Source organism: Pseudomonas sp. JV449 (assembly GCF_032424295.1).
In the GTDB taxonomy this organism is placed as follows: Bacteria; Pseudomonadota; Gammaproteobacteria; order Pseudomonadales; family Pseudomonadaceae; genus Aquipseudomonas; species Aquipseudomonas marginalis.
The window spans coordinates 271,665-293,289 of the sequence record NZ_VYKD01000028.1; the positions used below are offsets into that span (position 1 = coordinate 271,665).

Here is a 21,625-nt window from a genome sequence, read left to right on the forward strand (position 1 = left end):
GCATTGTGATGAGTACTGAAGACAAACGCATACGCGAACTGGCGCATCAGATCTGGGAGTCTGAAGGCAAACCCCACGGGGAAGACGCGCGCCACTGGGAGATGGCGCGCAAGCTGGCCGAAGCCGAAGCGCTGACGCCGAGCAAACCCAAACCCGCCGCGAAGCCCAAGACCGCACCCAAGCCGGCGGCGAAGGCCAAGCCACCGGCGCCAGCCGCGAGCAAGCCGGCGCCGCCGGCGGCCAAGAAGCCACCCGCGCCGAAAAAGCCCAAGGCTTAACGCGCACGGCGCCATCAACCTTTTGCCGGCGCGGTCGGCAAAAGGTGATTTCACTCTTCTTATCATCAGCTGAAAACTCGTCAGCACGGCCGCGTTCGGCCCGAAAAAATAGCCTTGCAGGAGCAACTCAATGAGCAAACCCCATAAGACCCCTTCGACGCCGGGCAGCGAGCCGTCGCGGATTCGTGAAGGTTTGCCCTTCCCCCTCGGCGCTACCTGGGATGGCCTGGGTGTCAACTTTGCGCTGTTCTCGGCCAACGCCGAGAAAGTCGAACTGTGCCTGTTCGACGACACCGGCGAAGTGGAACTCGAGCGCATCGAACTGCCCGAATACACCGACGAAATTTTCCACGGTTACTTGCCCGACGCCCACCCTGGGCTGATCTACGGCTACCGTGTGTACGGGCCTTATGACCCGGCCAATGGTCATCGCTTCAACCACCACAAATTGCTGATCGACCCCTACGCCAAGCAACTGGTGGGCGAACTCAAATGGTCCGAAGCGCTGTTCGGCTACACCATCGGCCACCCGGACGACGACCTCAGTTTCGACGAGCGTGACAGTGCGCCCTTCGTGCCCAAGTGCAAGGTCATCGACCCGGCGCACACCTGGGGCAACGACCAGCCGGTGCGGGTGCCGTGGGACCGTACGATCATCTACGAAACCCACCTGCGCGGCATCAGCATGCGCCACCCTTCGGTGGGCGAAGACGTGCGCGGCACCTGTGCCGGGTTGATGGAAGATGATGTGCTCAAGCACATCCGCCAGTTGGGCATCTCGTCGGTGGAGTTGCTGCCGGTGCACGCCTTCGTCAACGACCAGCACCTGCTGGAAAAAGGCATGACCAACTACTGGGGCTACAACAGCATTGCGTTCTTCGCCCCCGACCCGCGCTACCTGGCCAGCGGCAAGATCGCCGAGTTCAAGGAGATGGTCGCGCACCTGCACGAGCAGAAGCTGGAAGTGATCCTCGACGTGGTCTACAACCACACCGCCGAAGGCAACGAGCGCGGCCCGACCCTGTCCATGCGCGGCATCGACAACGCTTCGTACTACCGGCTGATGCCCGATGACAAGCGCTTCTACATCAACGACTCCGGCACCGGCAACACCCTGGACCTGAGCCACCCGTGCGTACTGCAGATGGTCACCGACTCCCTGCGTTACTGGGCCAACGAGATGCACGTCGACGGCTTCCGCTTCGACCTGGCGACCATCCTGGGCCGCTACCGCGATGGCTTCGATGAACGCCACAGCTTCCTCGTGGCCTGCCGCCAGGACCCGGTGCTGCGCCAGCTGAAACTGATTGCCGAGCCCTGGGACTGCGGCCCCGGTGGCTACCAGGTGGGCAACTTCCCGCCAGGCTGGGTTGAATGGAACGACCGCTTCCGTGACACCGTAAGGGCTTTCTGGAAAGGCGATGACGGCCAACTGGCGGACTTCGCCGGGCGCATGACCGCCTCGGGCGAGATGTTCAACCACCGTGGCCGCCGCCCGTACAGTTCGGTGAACTTCATCACCGCCCATGACGGTTTCACCCTGCATGACCTGGTGTCGTACAACGACAAGCACAACGAAGCCAACGACGAAAACAACCAGGACGGCAGCAATAACAACCTGTCCTGGAACCACGGCGTCGAGGGCCCCACCGACGACCCGGAAATCAACGCACTGCGCCTGCGCCAGATGCGCAACTTCTTCGCCACGCTGCTGCTGGCCCAGGGCACGCCGATGATCGTGGCCGGTGACGAGTTCGCGCGGACCCAGCACGGCAACAACAATGCCTACTGCCAGGACAGCGAGATCGGCTGGGTCAACTGGGACCTGGACGAGGACGGCAAGGCGTTGCTCAAGTTCGTCAAGCGCCTGATCAAGCTGCGCCTGGCCTACCCGATCCTGCGTCGTGGCCGCTTCCTGGTGGGCGACTACAACGAAGACATCGGCGTCAAGGACGTCACCTGGCTGTCGCCGGCTGGCAACGAGATGACCACCGAACAGTGGGAAGACAGCCACGGCCGTTGCCTGGGCATGCTGATGGATGGCCGCGCCCAGGAAACCGGGATTCGCCGCGCCGGTGCCGACGCCACCCTGTTGCTGGTGGTGAACGCCCACCACGACGTGGTCAATTTCCGCCTGCCGCCGGTGCCGGAGGGTGAGTTCTGGACCTGCATGCTCGACACCAACGAGCCGGCGGTACGTGGCCAGGAACGCTTCGAGTTCGACCACGAGTACGGTGTGACCGGCCGCTCGCTGCTGCTGTTCGAACTGCAGCGTGACGACGAGGTGTGACATGGCACTGCATGGATTCCTTCAAGGCTTCCAGGGCTATGCGGACACGCAGGACCTGGCCAAGGCCCTGAGGGCATTTCAGGAGGAAGGCCTCGATCAGTTGCCGCTGCCTGGCAGCGGCGACACCCTGGGGCGGTTCAGCCGCCTGGCGCAGGTGGCGGGTCATGACCTGCGCTTGTGCAAGCTGTTCGAAGGCCACACCGATGCGTTGGCCATCATTGCCGAGCTGCGTAGCCCGGCGCCGCCTTTGGGCAGTCTGTGGGGCATGTGGGCCGCAGAACCGCCGAATGCCAAGGTGCAGGTGCGCTGCGAGGGCCATCGCCTGCGTCTGGACGGGCGTAAAGCCTGGTGTTCCGGGGCGGCGGTGCTCAGCCATGGTTTGCTGACGGCGTGGGATGAACAAGGCGGCCAGCAATTGGTGGCGGTGCAGATGGACCAACCGGGCATCACGGTCACCCACGACGGTTGGAATGCCGTGGGCATGGCCGCCACCGGCAGCGTCGAGGTCGTCTTTGACGGCGCCCATGGCCTTGCCGTGGGCGGCCCCGGCGACTACCTCGGGCGTCCCGGATTCTGGCAAGGCGGCATCGGTATCGCCGCCTGCTGGTACGGTGCGGCACAACGCCTGGCCGAGGTGTTGCGCGATCACTGCAGCAAGCGCTCGGAGCCTCACGCCCTCGCCCATCTGGGGGCGGTCGACAGCGCCTTGAACAGCGCTGCCTGCGTGCTGCGGGCCAGTGCGGAGCAGATCGACCGCTACCCCAGGGCCGATGCCCGGCACCTGGCCCAGCAGGTGCGCGCGAGCATCGAGGACACCGTCGAGCAGGTCATGCGGCACGTGGGCAGAGCCGTGGGCGCGGGTCCGTACTGCAAGGATCCGCACTTCGCCCAGTTGATGGCGGACCTGCCGGTGTATGTCCGCCAGAGCCATGCCGAACGCGACCTGGCCGGCCTCGGCGAACTGGTCGCAGGGGAACCCACAGGGAGGTGGCAGTTATGAAACCCAACCCGATCGTCGGCCAGGGCACGCCCCTGCAGCGCTGGCAGGACTCGCCGCTGATGGCCGAACTGCCGCAGATCAGCGTCGAACAATTGGTACCCGAGGGCCACCGCGCGGTGATCATCGCCCCACACCCGGATGACGAAGTGCTGGGCTGTGGCGGCCTGTTGCAAGGCTTGGCCGAACTGGGCCGGCCCATTCAATTGATTTCGGTCACCGATGGCAGCGCCAGTCATCCCGGCTCCACCCACTGGTCGGTGGAGCGCTTGAGCGTGGTGCGCCCCCAGGAGTCGGCCCAGGCCCTGCACCGCCTCGGTGTGCCGTTGCACAGCCTGAAATGGTTGCGGGCCGGCTTCAGCGACAGCCAGGTGGCAGCGCGGGAAGACCAGCTCAGCGCCTTTATCCAGCGCCACCTCAAACCCACGGATGTGGTGTTTACCACTTGGCGCGAAGACGGCCATTGCGACCACGAGGCCGTTGGCCGCGCGAGCGCCAAGGCAGCGCACGCGGTGGGTGCGGCCCTCTATGAGCTGCCGGTCTGGACCTGGCACTGGGCGTCTCCCGAGAACAGCCTGGTGCCCTGGCACCGTGCCCGCAAAATCCCCCTGAGCTGTGAAGCCGTCGCGCGCAAGCGCCATGCCATTCATGCGTTCGCCAGCCAGCTGGAGGGTGACCCGCAGATCGGCCTGCCGCCGGTGCTGGCGCCCTATGTGGTGGAGCGTCTGCTACAACCTTTTGAAGTGGTATTCGTATGAGTGTGGCGACACCGTATTTCGATCAACTGTTTGCCGGTAACGACGACCCCTGGGCCTTTCGCCAACGCTGGTACGAGCGTCGCAAACGGGCGCTGACCCTGGCACTGTTGACCCGGCCGCGCTATGCCTCGGTGTTCGAACCCGGTTGCGCCAATGGCGAATTGAGCTTCGAGCTGGCCCCGCGCTGTGATCACCTGCTGTGTTGCGACACCGCCTCGGCCGCCGTCGCCCTGGCACGCAGCCGCCTGCTGGGCTTTGCCCATGCCCGTGTGGAGCAGAGCCGCCTGCCCGAGCAATGGCCGATAGGCGAGTTCGACCTGATTGTCTTGAGCGAGTTGTGCTACTACCTCGATCGCGATGACCTGTGCCGCTTGATCGATCGCGCCCTCAGCAGCCTCACCGCCAACGGCCAGGTGTTGGCCTGCCACTGGCGCCCGACGATCGACGGGTGCCCGCAGACCGCCGAACAGGTGCATGCCCTGCTCCATGAGCGGCTGGGGATGCCCCTGGTCGCCACCCACCACGAACCCGACTTTCTACTCGACCTGTGGAGCCGCGACGGCACTTCGGTTGCCACCCTTGAGGGCCTGCGATGATCGGCATTCTGATCCCGGTACATAACGAAGAGGCGCTGCTCGGCGAGTGTCTGGAGGCAGCATTGGTGGCCGCCAGTCACCCAGGCCTGCTGGGTGAAACGGTGCAGATCCTGGTGCTGCTCGACAGTTGCAGCGATGCCAGTGCGGAGATTGCCGAGGGGTTCCCGGTGCAGCGCCTGGAGGTACAGGCGCGCAATGTGGGCCATGTGCGCGGGGTGGGCGCGCGACACCTGCTCAACCAGGGTGCACGCTGGATTTCGTGCACCGACGCCGACAGCCGCGTGGCCCCCGATTGGCTGGTGGCCCAGTTGGCACTGGGCGCCGACGCGGTGTGCGGCACCGTGACCGTCGACACCTGGAGCGAAGAGTTCGACCCGGCGGCGCAGATCCGTTACCAGGCGGCGTACCACGCCCGTGACGGTCACCGGCATATCCACGGCGCCAACCTGGGCATCAGTGCCGGGGCCTATGTGCGCGCCGGAGGGTTCGAACCGCTGGCCTGTCACGAAGATGTGCAATTGGTGCGTGACCTCGAGCGCTGCGGGGCCTCCATCGCCTGGAGCCACGCCCCGCAAGTCATCACCAGCGCGCGCCTGGAGGCCCGTGCCCAGGGCGGGTTCGGCGATTATTTGAAGAGCCTGATGTGCGCGTCTTGAAAAAAACGACATTGCAAAATGTAAAAGCGACCAATCCTTGTCTATGCTGATGACGCCTTGCTGGTAATTCAGGGTTGGATTACCACGCGTGCACCACGGCGGAGTCTGTGGTGAATAAATAGAGTCGTCCCGTCAACGGGGCACGACCCAGCATCAATCGACAAGGACGTAACGCCCATGAAGCCTGCCTCCCTCAGTGAAGGCCGTCGCGGCCCCGCGCAAATCTGGAACAGCGCACCGCAGCTGGCGCAAATCCCGCCTATCTCTACCACCTCCCTGGTGCCCGCTGGCGCGCGTGTGGTGATCATCGCGCCCCATCCCGGCGACGAGGTGGTGGCCTGCGGCGGTCTACTGCAATTGCTCAGCACCCTGGAACACCCCCTGCAAATGATCTCCATCACGGACGGCAGTGCCAGCCACCCGGGTTCCCACGTATGGCCGGCCAGCCGCCTGAGTGTGGTGCGGCCCCAGGAAAGCGCCGAGGCGCTGCGCCGCCTGGGCATGCCCTTGCACAGCCTGAAGTGGATTCGCGGCGGTTTCTGCGACAACGCCCTCGCCGCCCGCGAGCCGCAACTGAGCCAATTTATCGCGCGCTACCTGCAACCGGGCGACGTGGTGTTTTCCACCTGGCGCAACGACGGCAATGACGACCATGAGGCCGTCGGCCGTGCCAGCGCCAACGCCTGCAGGCTGGTGGGTGCGCAACTCTATGAACTGCCGATCTGGGCCTGGCACTGCCCCGCCCGCGAGGGTGCGATGATCCCCTGGCAACGGGCGCGCAAGGTACGCCTGGACACCTGGACCGTGGCGCGCAAACTCCACGCCGTCCATGCGTATGCCAGCCAGTTGGCGGGCGACCCGCAGATCGGCCTGGCGCCGATATTGGCCCAGGTGCTGCTGGAGCGTATGCGCGAGCCTTACGAGATCGTGTTTTCGTAAGCACGAAGGGGAGCAAGCAGCCCGCCGCTCCCCTCATCCGTGTATTTACTCCCCGGACGGCCGGCATTTGATGATGTAGCGATCGGCGTCGTTCCAACGCTGGTCTTTACGCAGGGTTGCCTGGGCATGGTCGACACTCCCGGCTTCGACTGATTCATCCGCCTGCCTGGCCTCCGCCCCTTGCCCGGCGTTGATCGTCTTGTCATAGACCGCGCAATCGAATAACGCGGCCCAACTCAGGGCGGGCAACATCATCAACACCACGGCCAGTGCTTTTACTGTTTTGATAGTCACGATAGCTCTCCTTGTAGATGAGGTGGCCTCACAGGCCATTCGCCAGGCACGTCGAGGATCATCCAACGGCTACGCCCTCAGGCCCGTCGGGCCTGCGCCTTCTACATTCATCCACTACCGTTTCGCTCCCGGCCCATTAAGCATAGCCAGGTAAATGCTGCGGCCGAACTCGTCTACACCTGTTATTTCTGACAGTAGCGCCCCGCACTTTGTATGACTATGGTGCAAAAAGTGCTGCACAGGTTGAGGTGCAGTCGAGAAAGCCATGCCAACCCTTTGCATTGGCCGGTGTTTTCAGACTCAGGTAACCCGTCGTCCCTGATCCGTATCGCGTTCGTTGTTGCCATGGTCTTTAACCGTGCCTGTCACCAGGCACCGTGGAGATAGGTCGCGCTGCGCGAGGATGGATCATGAGCAAACGACTTCCCCCCTTGGCTTGCCTGGGCGTGGCCATCGCTGCGTCGTCCTGGTTGGCTACCTGGCCCGGCAGTACACAGGCCTGCACGTTGACGGTCACGCCAGGCGATGACGTGATCAACTGCAACAGTGGCGCAGCCAGCGCCCTCGTGGACACACAAGGCAACAACAGCCTGATCTTTTCCTCCGGCAACGGCAGCGTGACTGCGGTGACCTATGGCGTCGGTAACGACCTGATCGAGCTCAATACACCCGATGCCGTGATCGGTGTCGGCGGTGTCAGCATGGGGGATGGCGCGAACATCTTTCGCCTCTTTCAAGGGCAGGTCCAGTCAGTGGTGATTCAGGGCGCCGGTGCCGATATCGTGCAGGTCAGCGGTGGGCAAGCGCAAGCCATCAACCAGGGGGCTGGAGCCGACAGCGCCGCTATCAGCGGCGGTACGATTGCTTCGCTCGCCCAAGGTGATGGCTACGACACCTTTCGCATGAGCGGCGGCACCATCACGGGTGCCTTTGAAGATGGCGACGAGGCGCTGATGACTGGAGGCACTATCGGGCGCGTCGACATGAAACTCGACGACAACATATTCGACATGCAGGGCGGAACCATCATCGGCAACCTGGTTACCGGCTTTGGCAACGACACTATCCTGGTGTCGGGCACCAGCTATATCGGCGGCAACATCAGCGTCAGTGGGGGTACCGACGTGATTAAAATCACTGGCGGTACGGTCAACGGGCAGATTCTTGCCAGCTTTGGTGAAGACCAGTTCGAGTGGGACACAGGCGGCGAGATTCACTCATTTGTGCTAATGGGCGGCGATAACGACACGGCGCTGCTGAAAAACCTGACCGAAGCCATCGTAGCCCCCACGCCCTTGGTGGACGGTGGCGCGGGTACCGACACGTTGACATTTGACAACACCAAGGTCAGCACGCCCGAGCGCTATACCAGTTGGGAAAACGTGAACCTGGATAACAATTCGCAACTGACCCTCGGCGGCACCTTCACCCTTGGCGATACCGGCACCGGCACGGGCACCATGAACCTTAATGGCAGCAGTGTGTTGCTGGTCAGCACGGGAGTCATCAACCCGTTCACCGCCGGCCAGTTGGCGACGCTGAACAACAGCGGCCTGATCGATATGACCACCGCCAGCACCGGCACCTCCGACACCCTGACAGTCAATGGCAACTACACCGGCACCGGCGGCCAGCTGGCGCTGCAAAGTGTATTGGCTGGCGACGGCTCGCCCAGCGACAGACTGGTGGTGAGCCAAGGCACGATGCAGGGCAGCACCAGCATCCGCGTGACTAACCTCGGCGGTGCGGGTGCGGCAACGCTGCAGGATGGTATCCAGGTGGTGCAGGCGCTCAACGGTGCCACCAGCAGTGGCACCGTGTTCGCACTCGGAGCGCCGGTATCCGCTGGCGCGTACGACTATCGTCTGTTCAAGGGCGGCGTAACGGCTGGCACCTCGGAAAACTACTACCTGCGCTCGACCATTCCGGTGGTGCCACCAGACCCGGTGATTATCGTGCCGCTGCCAACCCCCGTACCCGGAGAGCCCCCATTGCCGACCAACCCAGGGATCACCCCGATTCCTATCTATCGTCCAGAGGTGCCGATCTACGCTGCGCTGTTCCCCGCGGCCCAGCAGATGGTGCAGGGCATGCTGGGTACCTTTCACCAGCGCATGGGCGACCAAAGCCAGCAACAGCAAACTGGCGCGTTGCCGGCGGGTTGGGGCCGGGTCTATGGCACCAGCAGTCGCCAGAGTTTCGCGGGAACGGTCAACCCAACGTTGGACAGCTCAGTGACGGGCTTCCAGGTCGGTAGCGATGTATATGCCGGCACAATGGGCGATGGCCAGCAACGCCTTGGGTTCTTTGTCGGCCATAGCCGCCTCAAGGGCACTGTCAAAGGTTTCAACGGCGGTAGGGAAGACAAGAGCGCCGGTAAGACCACCTTGCGTGGGGACAGCCTGGGGGTCTACTGGACGCTGATCGGCGCCAATCAGGCCTACCTTGACGTGGTGTTGATGGGCACGCGCTTCAACGGCAACAACGAGTCGGACCGAGGCGTGAAGATGGACACCAGTGGGCATAACGTCACGGCATCCGCCGAAGTCGGCTGGCCGATCCCGGTGACCCGCAATTGGGTCGCAGAGCCCCAGGCACAAGTCATCGTCAGCAAGACCAAACTGGATAGCCAGAACGACGGGATTTCCGATGTGTCCTATGACGCTGACACCAACCTGACCACTCGTCTCGGGGTCCGCCTGCGTGGTGACTATCAAGTGCGTGGCCTGCCGCTGCAGCCCTATGTGCGGGCAAACGTCTGGCATAACAGCGCCGGGCAGAACACCGTCACGTTTGCCGATGTGACCGACATCGACACCGAGCAGAAGTCCACCACCCTGGACCTGAGTGTCGGCGCCATGCTGAAGGTGGCCACGGGCATCAGCCTGTACGGCGAGCTGGGCTACAACCGCAACCTGGACAGCAACACCTTCAACGGCCGCCAGGGCACGGTGGGCTTGAGAATGGAGTTCTAGGGAACCCGTGAATCACCTATGACCGGGATTGACCACCCCGGCAGCCTTGAAGCGTGAAAACTGAAAGGCAATGCCCAGCCAGATAAACCAGGCCGGCATCACGTACAGCGCCAGGCGTGTATCCGGCCGCAACGCCAGCAGGCCGAGGACGAAGGCCATGAAGGCCAGGGAAAACCAGGCCATCGGCACACCGCCAGGCATCTTGTAGAGAGATCTGGCGTGCAGGTCCGGGCGCTTTTTGCGGTAGGCAATGTAGGACGCGAGGATGGTCGACCAGGTGAAAATCACCAGGATCGCCGACACCGTCGACACAATCGTGAAGGCGGTCATCACCTCCGGCACCACAAACAGCAACACCAGGCCCAGCAGCATCAGCAAGGTGGTGAAGGCCAGGCTGATAAACGGCACGCTGCTTTTCGACAAGCGTCCAAAGATACCCGGGGCGTCCCCCAGGTCAGCCAGGCCGAACAACATGCGGCTGGCGGAGAACACCCCACTGTTGGCCGACGAGGCCGCCGAGGTCAGCACCACGAAATTGACGATCCCCGCCGCAGCTGGAAAGCCCGCCACCAGGAACAGTTCCACGAACGGGCTCTTGCTCGGCGACACCTGTTGCCACGAGGTGACCGCGATGATGCACGCCAGGGCCAGCACGTAAAACAGGATGATCCGCAGCGGAATCGAGTTGATCGCCTTGGGCAAGGTCCTTTCCGGTGCTCGGGTTTCGGCGGCTGCGGTGCCGATCAGTTCGGTGCCGGCAAAGGAAAAGATCGCCATCTGGAAGCCGGCGAAAAAACCGAACAGGCCATTGGGAAACGCCGCCTGTTTGTCCAGCAAGTGGCTCACGGAGGCCGTGACCCCGGTGGGCGAGACAAACGAGCTGGCAATCAGCACCACGCTGACACCGATCAGGGTCAGCACCGCGATGATCTTGATGATCGCGAACCAGAATTCCACTTCGCCGAACAGCCTGACCGTCAGCACGTTCAACGCGAACAGCGTCAACAGCATGCCCACCGCCGGCATCCACGCTGGCACATGCGGGAACCAGTACTGGAAAAACCCGCCGACCACCACCGCGTCCCCCACCACCGCCACGCTCCAGCTCAGCCAGTACGACCAGCCGAGAAAGAACGCCGCACGCGGGCCCAGGTAGGCGCCGGCAAAGTCGGCGAAGCTCTTGAAGTTGAGGTTGGACAGCAGCAGCTCACCCATGGCGCGCATCACGAAGTACACGAACAGCCCGATGATCATGTAGATCAGGATGATCGAGGTGCCGGACAACGCGATGATCTTGCCGGAGCCCATGAACAGGCCGGTGCCGATCGCACCGCCCATGGCCATCAGCTGGATGTGGCGGTTGCTCAGGGTGCGTTGCAACGCAGGCTTTTCACACAGCCCGGACGTGGTTGTTTTCATCACAAAACCTCTTGTTATGTTTTTGAGTTTTGGCAGAAAAAAGAATCGAGCGAGTGTTGTTATTAGGTCAGGCAGTCTTGCTTTCGAAGCCGTGCAGGACGTTGACGGCGTTGATGCCGATCTCGTCGACCATGTAGCCGCCTTCCATCACGAACAGCGTCGGCACGCCCACCCCGGCGATGATCTCGCCCATGCTGAGGAAGTCCTGGCTGTCGAGGAGGAAGTGGCTGATGGGGTCGTCCTTGAAGGTGTCGACGCCGAGGGAGATCACCAGCACCTCGGGGGCGAAGTGTTTGAGTTGCTGGCAGGCGTGGATCAGCGCGGTTTTGTACTGGGCCCACGTGGTGTTTTTCGGCAAGGGGTAGTTCAGGTTGAAGCCCTCCCCGGCACCTGCACCGCGTTCGCTGTCGGCGCCGGAAAAATACGGATAGGACACCGACGGGTCGCCGTGCAGGGAGATGAACAGCACCTCCGCGCGGTCATAGAAAATATTCTGCGTGCCGTTACCGTGGTGGAAATCCACATCCAGCACCGCTACGCGCCTGGCACCTTGGGTGATGGCCTGTTGCGCGGCAATCGCGGCATTGTTGAGGTAGCAATAACCGCCCATGTATTCGCGGGCCGCGTGGTGCCCCGGTGGGCGGCACAGGGCGAAGGCACTGTGATGGCCTTCGTCGATCAGCGCCAGGCCGGTGAGCGCGATGTCCGCGCTGGTCTTGACCGCCTGCCAGGTGGTGGCGGTGATCGGCGAGCCGGCGTCCATGGCGAAGAAGCCCAGCTTGCCGTCGATGAAGTCCGGCACCTGCTCATTGGCCAGGTCGCGTACCGGCCACACCAGCGGCAGCGCGTCATGGCGGCGGCCGATGGCGGTCCATTCGGCCCAGGCGGTTTCGAGGAAGCTGACGTAGCGCTCGCTGTGGGCGTTGACGTAGCAGGCGCGCTCGAAGCTGCGCGGCACGATGATATCGCCCAGCCCGACGTGCCGGACGCGGTCACGCACGGTGTCGGCGCGGCTGGGTTGTTCGAATGAGGGCTTGAGCACGCCGTCCTTGAGTTCGGTGCCGTGGTGCAAACGGTGGTCATCACTAAAAACAGTCAGCATTTGGATACATCCGCCAGAAAAAGACAGGGTCTATTTTGTTCTGGCTGCACAGGGCTTTCTTTGCTTTTACTTCTGACACTGATAGCTTTATCGGGTGTTTTTACCCTGGTTACAGCCAAATATGAAAAATAAAACCAAGCAGGTCGTTCTTGACGACACCGATCTCGCCATCCTCGCCCTGCTGCAGGAAGACGCGAGTATTTCCAACGCCCAACTGAGCGAGCGCCTGGCCCTGAGCCTCACCCCCTGCTGGCGGCGGCGCAAACGCCTGGAGGAAGAAGGCGTGATCAAGGACTACCAGGCCAACCTCGATCGCAAGTTGCTCGGCCTGGACATCATGGCGTTTGTGCATGTGCGTTTTGCGATCCACACCGACCATGCTCCGGATGCGTTCGAAGCGGTGGTGAAGGAGCTTCCTCAGGTGCTGGCGTGCCACAAGATCACCGGCGACGCGGATTACCTCTTGCAGGTGCTGGCGGAGGATCTGGACAGCTACAGCGAATTTGTCGAAAGCGTGCTGCGGCGGCAGTTGGGGATTGCGTCGATCCAGTCGAGCCTGGCGCTGCGGGAGGTGAAAGCGACGAGTCGGATGGCGATTCCGAAACGCGATTGAACACGCAAAAAAACAACTCGCCGACGGCAGGTAATGGCAAAAAGCCTGCCCTGCAGATGTGAAAAATTCGTTAACTAATTCTCCCCAAAGGCTTTTTCCGACAGATTTAATCTGCCAAACTAATGCGAATAATTATCAACAGATTTATTATTCGCCACGGACGGCACTTAGGGGAGAGTCCGTTCCATGTCTGTGCAACAACACGGCGGTAAAGGTTTTACACCCAGTCTGATCGCTTTGGCGGTGTGTCTCGCCACCTCGCACGCGGCCTTCGCCGCCGACGCTGAAACGCCGGCAACCACCTTGGAACTGGGTGCGACCCAGATCTCCGGCGAGCAACAACTGGGCGAAACCACCGAGGGTACGCAGTCCTACACCACCGGCGCGATGAAAACCGCGACCAAACTGCCCCTCACCCTGCGTGAAACCCCGCAGGCCGTCACCGTCATCACACGCCAGCGCATGGATGACCAGGGGATGACCAGCATCAACGACGTGGTCAATGCCACGCCTGGGCTATTCCTCAACTATTCCAGCGGCCCGGGCCGGCAGTCCTACACCTCACGCGGTTTCGACATCGACAACCTGATGTACGACGGCATCCCCAGCGGCTACAACGGCGTTTCCGTAGGCGCCCAGCCGAACCTGGCGATGTTCGACCGTGTCGAGGTCGTGCGTGGCGCCACCGGCCTGGTGACCGGTGCGGGCAACCCGTCGGCGGCCATCAACCTGGTCCGCAAGCGGCCGCTGGACGAACAGAAAGTCACCCTCACCGGTGCCGCCGGCAGCTGGGATGACTACCGTGGCGAGCTCGACGCCTCCAGCCCGCTCAATGACAGCGGCACCTGGCGCGGCCGGGTGGTCACTTCCTACCGAGACGCCAACAGCTTCATCGACAACGCCGAGTCCTATCACGGCCTGTTCTATGCCGTCACCGAGGCCGACCTGAGCGAAGACACCACCCTCACCCTCGGTTTCTCGAACCAGAAGGACAAGACCAACTACTTCTGGGGCTCGTCGATGATCGGCCAGGACGGCCATCACCTGGACCTGCCGCGCTCCTACAATCCCGGTACCGACTGGGAGAACAAGGACCAGGAAATCAACACGGTCTTCGCCGAACTGCGCCAGCGCCTGGCCAATGACTGGAAGCTTCAGGTCAACGCCAACTACGCCGAACAGAACGCGTTGTTTTCCGGTTCCTACCAGTCGCGCTGGGTCAACAACACCCTGGCGCGCACGGTCTACCAGGCCGCCTACGATGAAAACCAGGCCGGTGTCGACGCCTTTGCCAGCGGCCCGTTCCAGGCATTCGGGCGCACCCATGAACTGGTGGTGGGTGCCAGCCGACGCATCTACGACATGACCACCCACAACTACAGCCCCTACGACACCAACTGGCCCCTCACCGCGGGCAAACCGGACTTCGTCCACACCACGGACGATCGCGAGGTCACCACCCAGGACGGTGTCTACGTGACCACGCGCCTGAGCCTGGCGGACCCGTTGAAGCTGATCCTCGGCGGGCGCCTGGACTGGTATGACTACGATGCCCACGGCAGCAACGACGGCGACTATCACGTCACCCGCAACCTTACCCGCTACGCGGGGCTGATCTACGAGCTGGACGATCACCACTCCGTGTACGTCAGCTACAGCGACATCTTCACGCCGCAGAGCGCCAAGGACACCTCCGGTACCCCGGTCAAGCCGATTGTCGGCAAAAACTACGAGGTCGGCATCAAGGGCGAATACCTGGGTGGCGCGCTGAATGCGAGCGTGGCGCTGTTCCGTGTCGACCAGGAAAACCGCGCCACCCAGGTGACCGTGCAAAACTGCCCACAGACAGAGTGCTATGAGGCCTCCGGAGAGATTCGCAGCCAGGGGATCGACTTCGAACTGCAAGGCGCGCTGACCGAGAACTGGCAGGTCGGCGGTGGCTACACCTACGCGCGTACCCACACCATCAAGGATGAAGCCAACCCGCAGAAGGTCAACAAGCAGTACGACACGGATGTTCCGGAGCACCTGTTCAAGCTGACCACCCGCTACAACTTCCAGGGCCCGCTGGAGAAACTGCGCGTGGGCGGCAACATCTCCTGGCAAAGCCGCCTGTACAACGACGTCAAGCTGGCTGACGGCAGCACCTACCGCCTCCAACAGGGCGCCTACGCCGTCACCGACCTGATGGCCGGCTACAAGGTCAACGACCACCTCGACCTGCAGCTCAACGCCAACAACATCTTCGACCGCCGCTATTACTCCACCATCGCCAACTCCGTGAGCTATGGCGGCGACGCCTACGGCACCCCACGCAACATGATGCTGACGGCCAAATACAGCTTCTGATCCACCTGGCGAACGGGGGTCCTGATGTGGGGGCTTGCTCCCTCCCACATTGCCCCCCGGCTTGTCACCACGAATGTGTTCTGCCCCCTCCGAACGCATTCGCGCTTAAAGTCCCCTCCCGCAAAGCCGATAAACTTTTTGGTTTCCCTGCACCCGCAAAGTGCCTGAACGCGGGCCGTAGTGGCACGCCGCATGCTTTGATCCTTGCCAGACCACATGGAGTAAGAGTGAATGCCCGCACGCGCACGTTTCCTGGAGCACTACCGCAAGGCCGACCGCATCATGCTGGCATTGATCTGGCTGATGACGCTGTTCTCCGTCGGGCTTGCGTTCTGGCACGACACCCTGACCCAGGCGATTGTCGTGGGAGGAGGCACCAGCACGGTGCTCACCGCGCTCTACCGCGCCATCGGCGGCACGCGGGTGATGCGTTGCGCACTGGGCGCGGGCTTGATGGTCATGGCGGCGCTGCACATCAACCAGGCCCAGGGTGTGATCGAAGCGCACTTCGGGATTTTCGCGCTGCTGGCGGTGCTGACGTTCTATCGAGACTGGCTGCCGATCCTGGTGGCCGCCCTGACGATTGCCGTGCACCACGTGGTGTTCCATGCGTTGCAGCATCAAGGCTTCCCGGTGTTCGTGATGGCGCATCACGGCGGTTGGACCATGGTATTTGTCCACGCCTTCTACGTCGTGATGGAAACCATCGCCCTGCTCTACCTCGCGGTAAACAGCCAGGCCGAGGCGGTGGAAAGCGAGGAAATGCTGGAAAAAATGCTCGCCGTCACCACCCAATTCACCGTGGACAGCGCCAAAGGTGAAGGTAAGGTGCACGTCTCTCTTGCCAAGCGCTTCGACCATTTCCTGCAACAAATCACCCACCTCATCGACGGCGTCGCCCGCGACTCCCACGGCCTCGGCCAACTCGGCCAGGAACTGGCCCACGCCAGCGGCACCCTGGAAAAAGGCGCTCGCCACCAACTGGCCGAAATCGCGCAAATGACCGACTCCATGCAGCGCATGGAAGACGCCATGGGCCACATTACGGTGCACGTCGAAGAAGCGGTTGAACACGCGGGCGTCGCCAGCCAACAAATCCTGCGTGGCCAGGAAAGCGTCGGCCGCGCCCAACACGAAATCACCCAACTGGCCACACGCCTGGAAGGCACCAACCACACCGTCCAAGGCCTGGCGGTCCAGGCCGAACAAATCGGCTCGGTACTGGAAGTCATCAGCAGCATCGCCAACCAGACCAACCTCCTTGCCCTCAACGCCGCCATCGAAGCCGCCCGCGCCGGCGAACAAGGCCGCGGCTTCGCCGTCGTCGCCGACGAAGTGCGCAGCCTGGCGCAACGCACCGCCGTCTCCACCCAGGAAATCAAAACCATCATCGAAGGCCTGCAGCAAGGCAGCCGCCAGGCCGTGGAAGCCATGCACGACAGCCGCCAGGGCGTGGAACGGTGTGTGGAGGACAGTCAGCTGGCAGTGGAAATGCTGCGAGCGGTGGGCAATGACATTACCCAGATCGATGCGCTGAATGGGCGGATTGTCTCCACCACACGCGAACAGACCTCGGCGAACCTGGAGATTGTCGGGCGCTTGCAATCGGTGCAGAGCATTGCGCAGAGCACGGCGGAGGATGTGGAGATGTTGGCCAGGAGCAGCGAGCAGTTGCCGCCGATTGCGGTGCGGTTGGATGCGTTGGGGAGGCGGTTTCACCCGTGATAATTTGGGGCTCGCCATCAGCCGGAAGCCATCACGGGTCTCGTCTTGGCGGCCCGGGCCGCCCCTGGTCCTGAGCGTTCGCTTAGTCTTGCTTGACCAGCTCGACCCTGCGGTTTTCAGCTTTGCCTGCCTCGGTGGCGTTGTCGGCCACCGGGTCAGCCTCGCCAAATCCGGCCGCAGATAACCTCGCCGTGTCGATACCCTTGGCGGTGATGGCGGCCTCGACGGCCTTGGCGCGGCCGTATGACAGTGTCTTGTTGTACGCGGGATCACCGGTGTGATCGGTGTAGCCGTTAATGGCCAGTTTCAACGATGTATTTTGCTTGAGTAACAACGACACCTGCTCGATCTGTGGCTGTGAACCCGGAAGGATGCGGGTCTGGTCAGTCGCAAAGTTGATGTGCAATGCAACCTTGCCGGTTTTATCTATCTGCGCTTTCAGTTCACTGGCCGGCAACAGGCTGGCCGTTATTTGCAGCGGTTTGGTTTCGGCAATCAGCAGGCCGCCGCCGAACGCGTAGCTGCACAAATGAATCCAGATATCGCGGTCGGCGCGATGGATAACAAACACCTGCGCGGCGTTATTCCAAATGTCCCCCAGGCCACTGTTGTATTTGAGCGCGAAGTCCCGCGGCCATTCTTTGATCTTCTGGCCAGGGTCTTCCGGAATCCTGCCATCGAAGATCTTGCTGCCGCCCAACGAGGACACTACGGACTCGAGGTTGCGCTGCAATTCCAGGTCGGAGAACGCCTTGCCCTGCGCGGCGTCGATATGGGCTGACCAGACCTTGCCTTCTACTACTGCCAGGCGATCACCGGTCCAGAAGGGTACCTGATCGAAGTCGGAGACATCGGGCGCGGTGGCGATGACATATCCGTCGGGAAGGGCGATGTAGGGAAAGGCGCCCAACGGCACGTTCGACACCTCAAGGCTCGCGGCATCGAATACCTTGTTGTCTGCTCCGCTCTCGAATGACGAGGCTTGAATGCTCAGCCCCAGGGTGACGATTAAAACCAGGGTAGTCGCTGCTGTTTTTTTCACTAACGTCATGTTATTCCCGCAAATCCTTAGCACCCAGGGTGATGGTCGAGCGGATAAAGGGTGCTGCTGTCGTTGGCTGCTTATAAAACCGGGGCTATCGAGATAACTCAATAGCACAGCTGCCCTATTGCATCGCGCTTTGGCGCTGGATCACAGTTGTTCGCGCTCTAATAGGTCTTTTCTACGCTATTCGACGCTGCCGATCGTATTGAACAGGGATGCTTTTTTTGAAACCTATAACCACCAGAAAAATTGAAATGAACGCTGCGCTGGCGATGGCCTTGATCTCGCTGTTAACCACCAGCGCTACCTGGACCGAGGCAGCCGTTGGTGCAACGGCCTCCTCGGCACCGTGTACCAATGAAGCGGATTTCCAGGCCGGCACCGTTGTGGAGTCTGAAAGTCGCGACAACACCTCTGCAGTAACCAATCGAAGTAAAACCGAAACGCTGGGCCCTGAAGACTTCGCCGGGGCCAACCCGGTGGCGTCGTTACACACCACGTTCATAAGCAATTCGCCGGTGTATTTAACGACCACCTTTGCGCAAATCAAGGACGGCCAGTTGATTCGCTATGGTGATCGACACGGTGCCGGGCCTTCGTTGACCACGACCCTTTACACCCCTCCTCCCACCACGCCGCTGGATTTACAACCCGGGCAGACAGTCGCCGTCAGTTACAAGAACCAGGTCGTCAGCGGCGGCACCACGCTTGAGTTTGAGGTATCAGAAAAGCTGACCTACAACGGACGCGAGACGATCAAGACAGCACTCGGGACGTTCGAGACCTGTCGTTTCACCAATGAAATTTCCACTGGATCAACGTCCGGTCAGCAACCGACCCAGAAGGTCGTGGTGCAGAATTGGTTTGCTGCCGAAGGGCCCTACCGTGGACAATCAATCAGGTCGGCCAGCCTCTCCGGAACCAATGGAGGACAGGAGCGGCTCGTTGAAGTGGTCAAGATGCGATATGAGACGCGAGCCAACTAGGTAGCTTTATGCCCAGGCGATGAGAAGGAGGATAGCACTGCCCTTCCTGGCAACGGGTTCAAGCCCGCTGTTTGTGCCGCAGTTGCATCGACCAAAATGTACTTAATTGCTTAATGGCCTTTAGTAACTAGCACAGGTGTACTAGTTCAGCTGTTCTATATCATAAGTTGTATGAGTCGGACATGATCAAAGCGTGTTTTCATTGATCTGGACGGGTTGTGCTTGCTGATATGAGTTGCCGAATTGTGGTGGCGGACGAACACCCACTTTATCGAGAGGGCATGACAGGGCTACTGGAGTGCTTAATACCTGAAGCAACGATAAAACAGGCAGGAAACCTGGAGGAAGTCTGGGTTCTCCTGGAACGCTGGCAACCTGTCGCCATGCTGTTTATCGAAGTATATTTGCCAGGGCTTTGCTCCTTGAAAGAGCTTGCGAAACTGTGCGGGGAAAGAGGCACTACTGCAGTCGTTGTTGTTTCGACAGTCGATGACAGCGTGGTCATTACGCGAGTGATGGAGGCCGGCGCCAATGGTTTTATTGGCAAGAACATTTCAGCCGAAGAGGTACGTAACGCCATCAACGATATTCGGAATGGCCAAGTAGTGGTCAAATACGAACCGGCCGAATCACCATCATTTGAAAGTGATCATGCGATGGGCAAACTGACGTCGCGGCAGCGGGAAGTCTGGCATTTGATCGCACAAGGTAAAACCAACAAGGAAATTGCCGCTGAACTGGAAATCTCTCCCTATACCGTGCGTATTCACGTGTCTTCGCTGATACGTGCCTTGAACGTACCCAATAGAGCAGTAGCCGCCGCGCGTTTCGCGGGGCGCTACACCTGCTAGTCCCTTGATGGATCTACGGGTAACTCGCACCGCACTTCATTGACTTGACCTGCTCAAGCAACACGTTGCGCAGTTCCGGCGGTCGCACCGGTTTGGCCAGTACCGAGATATTGAATGCGTGCAGTGATTGACGGATGCGCTCGATTTCGTGCCCGGTGATGACCAATGCCGGTATCTCTTGACCCCGGAACTCGCGTATTGCCGCGATACATTCGGACCCCGAGACCTTTGTGCCCAGGTCGAAGTCGGCAATGATGATGTCGCAATCGCTGGCCAGGGTATCCGCATCACTGTGGGTCTCGACGACGCAGCCCCATTTCTCCAGCAGGGCCTTGGTGGCCAGCAACACATTGGCGTCGTCTTCAATCAGGCATATCCGTAGTCCGTTCAGGCGCTCATGGGTGCTTTTCATCCGAGGCGCGATGACCTTTGGGGCGGCGTGTTTCAACCCGCTGATTGCCACCTGGGTGCCGCGCCCGGGCGTGGAGCGAATATGTACATCGACATTGAGCAATTGGCTGATGCGCTTGACGATGGACAAGCCCAACCCCAGGCCCTCGACATCCTTGTCGCGTGCGTGGCGCACCCGGTAAAACTCTTTGAACACGTCCGGTAAATGTTCGGCGGCGATACCGCAGCCCTTATCGTAAACCACCACGGCCAAGCCCTTTGCCTGGCGTCTGACACCGATCAGCACGGGCTCTCCCGATGCGTACTTGATCGCATTGGACACCAGGTTCTGCACCATGGTGGTCAACAGCCCCCCATTGACGTTCACCCAATGCGGGCAAGGGTGCAGGCGCAGTTGAACCCCGGCCCAACGCGCGGCCTCGGTGTTCTGTTTGACGACCTCCTGCAACAGCGCGCCCAGGTTCACCGGTTCCGCTCGCGGCTCCAGCTTCCCGTTGTCGAGGGTGTAGATATCCAGGATCGAACGGAACAGCTGAGAGACGGTGTGCAGCGAGCGGTCGATGTTGTCCACCAGGCGCAGTTCTTCGCCGCCCAGATTCGCGTCCCGCAGGCACGCGGTGAACAGGCCGATGGAGTGGATGGGCTGGCGCAGGTCGTGGCTGGCCTGGGCGAGAAAGCGTGATTTCTCCTGATTGGCGGCGATTGCCTCTTCCGATGCGATACGCGTGCGTTTGAGCAGAATGTGTGCATAGGTCGGCACGACGATGGTGGTCACGATCAGCATCAGGAACATGTAGGGCTGCGCGCGCCAGAAGGGGTTGAACAAGAAAATAACGATAAGGGTAGACAACGCGATCACGGTTGCCAGGGCCAGATAGTGTGAGCCGAAACGCATGCCATTACCCAGGGTCACCCAGAGCAGCGCGGCATAAATAGGCAATGCACCTTCGCCTCCCAGCACCATGGCGAAAGCGATACCGGTGTAGTCATGGAGCATTGAGAGCAAGCGCCGCCAAAAAAAAGTGTCCTGGCCAGCGCTTGATCGCCATGCGCAGGAATATCGACACCACGATGAAGGTCGAGATATACACGATGATGGGCGTGTAGGCTGCGGTATCGCTGGGGCGCAGCCCGCTCAGTACGATGATGTACAGCAGCGCACAGGCGCTGACGGTCAGGCGCAACGTGGCCTGATTGAGTTCGCTGTTCTTTTCCACGCGTTCAACCTCATGGACCATGGGGGATGCATCGCTGGATGCCGCCCCCTTGAGAACAATAAGGCGTAGGTTGGCGTGTTAAGGCATCAAACGACACGGCGTGTCGTATCAGAAGCGGAACGTG

General features: G+C 61.3%; 17 protein-coding genes and 1 pseudogene. 13 read left to right on the top strand and 5 right to left on the bottom strand.

From position 1 onward, the window contains the following. The first annotated feature begins 8 nt into the window (after window positions 1-8). The 7 genes from F6S08_RS25270 to F6S08_RS25300 all read left to right on the top strand — a co-directional run bounded on the left by F6S08_RS25270 (window position 9) and on the right by F6S08_RS25300 (window position 6,514). Window positions 9-278 carry a DUF2934 domain-containing protein gene (locus tag F6S08_RS25270; RefSeq protein ID WP_065925222.1) on the top strand — a complete coding sequence of 90 codons (270 nt, stop codon included), beginning with the start codon at window positions 9-11 and terminating at the stop codon, window positions 276-278. 130 nt (window positions 279-408) lie between these two features. Further along, window positions 409-2,568 (top strand): glycogen debranching protein GlgX, encoded by a 2,160-nt coding sequence (gene glgX / locus F6S08_RS25275; protein WP_065925221.1) that lies wholly within the window; start codon window positions 409-411, stop codon window positions 2,566-2,568. A gap of 1 nt (window position 2,569) precedes the next feature. Continuing rightward, complete coding sequence (locus tag F6S08_RS25280; protein WP_065948302.1) at window positions 2,570-3,568, top strand: acyl-CoA dehydrogenase family protein; 999 nt, start codon at window positions 2,570-2,572, stop codon at window positions 3,566-3,568. Then, complete coding sequence (locus tag F6S08_RS25285) at window positions 3,565-4,323, top strand: PIG-L deacetylase family protein (RefSeq protein WP_065925219.1); 759 nt, start codon at window positions 3,565-3,567, stop codon at window positions 4,321-4,323. The genes F6S08_RS25280 and F6S08_RS25285 overlap by 4 nt, the downstream gene beginning before the upstream one ends. Next, complete coding sequence (locus tag F6S08_RS25290) at window positions 4,320-4,919, top strand: SAM-dependent methyltransferase (RefSeq protein ID WP_065925218.1); 600 nt, start codon at window positions 4,320-4,322, stop codon at window positions 4,917-4,919. Before F6S08_RS25285 ends, F6S08_RS25290 begins: the two co-directional genes overlap by 4 nt. Further along, window positions 4,916-5,575, top strand: coding sequence for a glycosyltransferase (locus tag F6S08_RS25295; protein ID WP_065925217.1), 660 nt, complete (start codon window positions 4,916-4,918; stop codon window positions 5,573-5,575). The genes F6S08_RS25290 and F6S08_RS25295 overlap by 4 nt, the downstream gene beginning before the upstream one ends. Before the next feature lie 177 nt (window positions 5,576-5,752). Beyond that, entirely contained in the window at window positions 5,753-6,514 is a 762-nt protein-coding gene (locus F6S08_RS25300; RefSeq protein WP_065925216.1) for a PIG-L deacetylase family protein, read from the top strand. A 45-nt stretch (window positions 6,515-6,559) separates the two neighbouring features. Here F6S08_RS25300 and F6S08_RS25305 read toward each other — a convergent pair whose 3' ends face one another. Then, entirely contained in the window at window positions 6,560-6,808 is a 249-nt protein-coding gene (locus tag F6S08_RS25305; RefSeq protein WP_315872488.1) for a hypothetical protein, read from the bottom strand. A 410-nt stretch (window positions 6,809-7,218) separates the two neighbouring features. On the opposite strand from F6S08_RS25305, the gene F6S08_RS25310 reads away from it, so the two are divergent. Further along, window positions 7,219-9,783 (top strand): autotransporter outer membrane beta-barrel domain-containing protein, encoded by a 2,565-nt coding sequence (locus F6S08_RS25310; RefSeq protein ID WP_315872489.1) that lies wholly within the window; start codon window positions 7,219-7,221, stop codon window positions 9,781-9,783. 12 nt (window positions 9,784-9,795) lie between these two features. Here the strand turns inward: F6S08_RS25310 and F6S08_RS25315 are convergent, their stop codons facing one another. Next, window positions 9,796-11,202, bottom strand: coding sequence for an amino acid permease (locus F6S08_RS25315; protein WP_027606751.1), 1,407 nt, complete (start codon window positions 11,200-11,202; stop codon window positions 9,796-9,798). 67 nt (window positions 11,203-11,269) lie between these two features. Continuing rightward, window positions 11,270-12,304, bottom strand: coding sequence for a histone deacetylase family protein (locus F6S08_RS25320; protein ID WP_315872490.1), 1,035 nt, complete (start codon window positions 12,302-12,304; stop codon window positions 11,270-11,272). Window positions 12,305-12,425: 121 nt separating this feature from the next. Here F6S08_RS25320 and F6S08_RS25325 point away from each other — a divergent pair, with 121 nt between their 5' ends. From F6S08_RS25325 to F6S08_RS31595, 3 genes are all read left to right on the top strand, one after another. Then, on the top strand, window positions 12,426-12,917 hold the full coding sequence (locus tag F6S08_RS25325) for an Lrp/AsnC family transcriptional regulator (RefSeq protein ID WP_027606753.1): 492 nt from the start codon (window positions 12,426-12,428) through the stop codon (window positions 12,915-12,917). Between the two features lie 186 nt (window positions 12,918-13,103). Beyond that, window positions 13,104-15,266, top strand: a complete 2,163-nt coding sequence (locus F6S08_RS25330) for a TonB-dependent siderophore receptor (RefSeq protein WP_065925212.1) — start codon at window positions 13,104-13,106, stop codon at window positions 15,264-15,266. A gap of 1,032 nt (window positions 15,267-16,298) precedes the next feature. Then, entirely contained in the window at window positions 16,299-16,991 is a 693-nt protein-coding gene (locus F6S08_RS31595; RefSeq protein WP_409999777.1) for a methyl-accepting chemotaxis protein, read from the top strand. An 82-nt stretch (window positions 16,992-17,073) separates the two neighbouring features. On the opposite strand, the gene F6S08_RS25340 is transcribed toward F6S08_RS31595, so the two are convergent. Next, window positions 17,074-18,042, bottom strand: coding sequence for an OmpA family protein (locus F6S08_RS25340; protein WP_315872492.1), 969 nt, complete (start codon window positions 18,040-18,042; stop codon window positions 17,074-17,076). A gap of 266 nt (window positions 18,043-18,308) precedes the next feature. Between F6S08_RS25340 and F6S08_RS25345 the strand changes: the two genes are divergently transcribed. Together F6S08_RS25345 and F6S08_RS25350 are read left to right on the top strand one after the other, a co-directional pair. After that, complete coding sequence (locus F6S08_RS25345; RefSeq protein ID WP_409999778.1) at window positions 18,309-19,022, top strand: hypothetical protein; 714 nt, start codon at window positions 18,309-18,311, stop codon at window positions 19,020-19,022. 230 nt (window positions 19,023-19,252) lie between these two features. Beyond that, window positions 19,253-19,873, top strand: coding sequence for a LuxR C-terminal-related transcriptional regulator (locus F6S08_RS25350; RefSeq protein WP_074846917.1), 621 nt, complete (start codon window positions 19,253-19,255; stop codon window positions 19,871-19,873). A gap of 13 nt (window positions 19,874-19,886) precedes the next feature. On the opposite strand, the pseudogene F6S08_RS25355 reads toward F6S08_RS25350, so the two are convergent. After that, a pseudogene (locus tag F6S08_RS25355) lies at window positions 19,887-21,522 on the bottom strand (hybrid sensor histidine kinase/response regulator). Window positions 21,523-21,625: the final 103 nt, after the last annotated feature.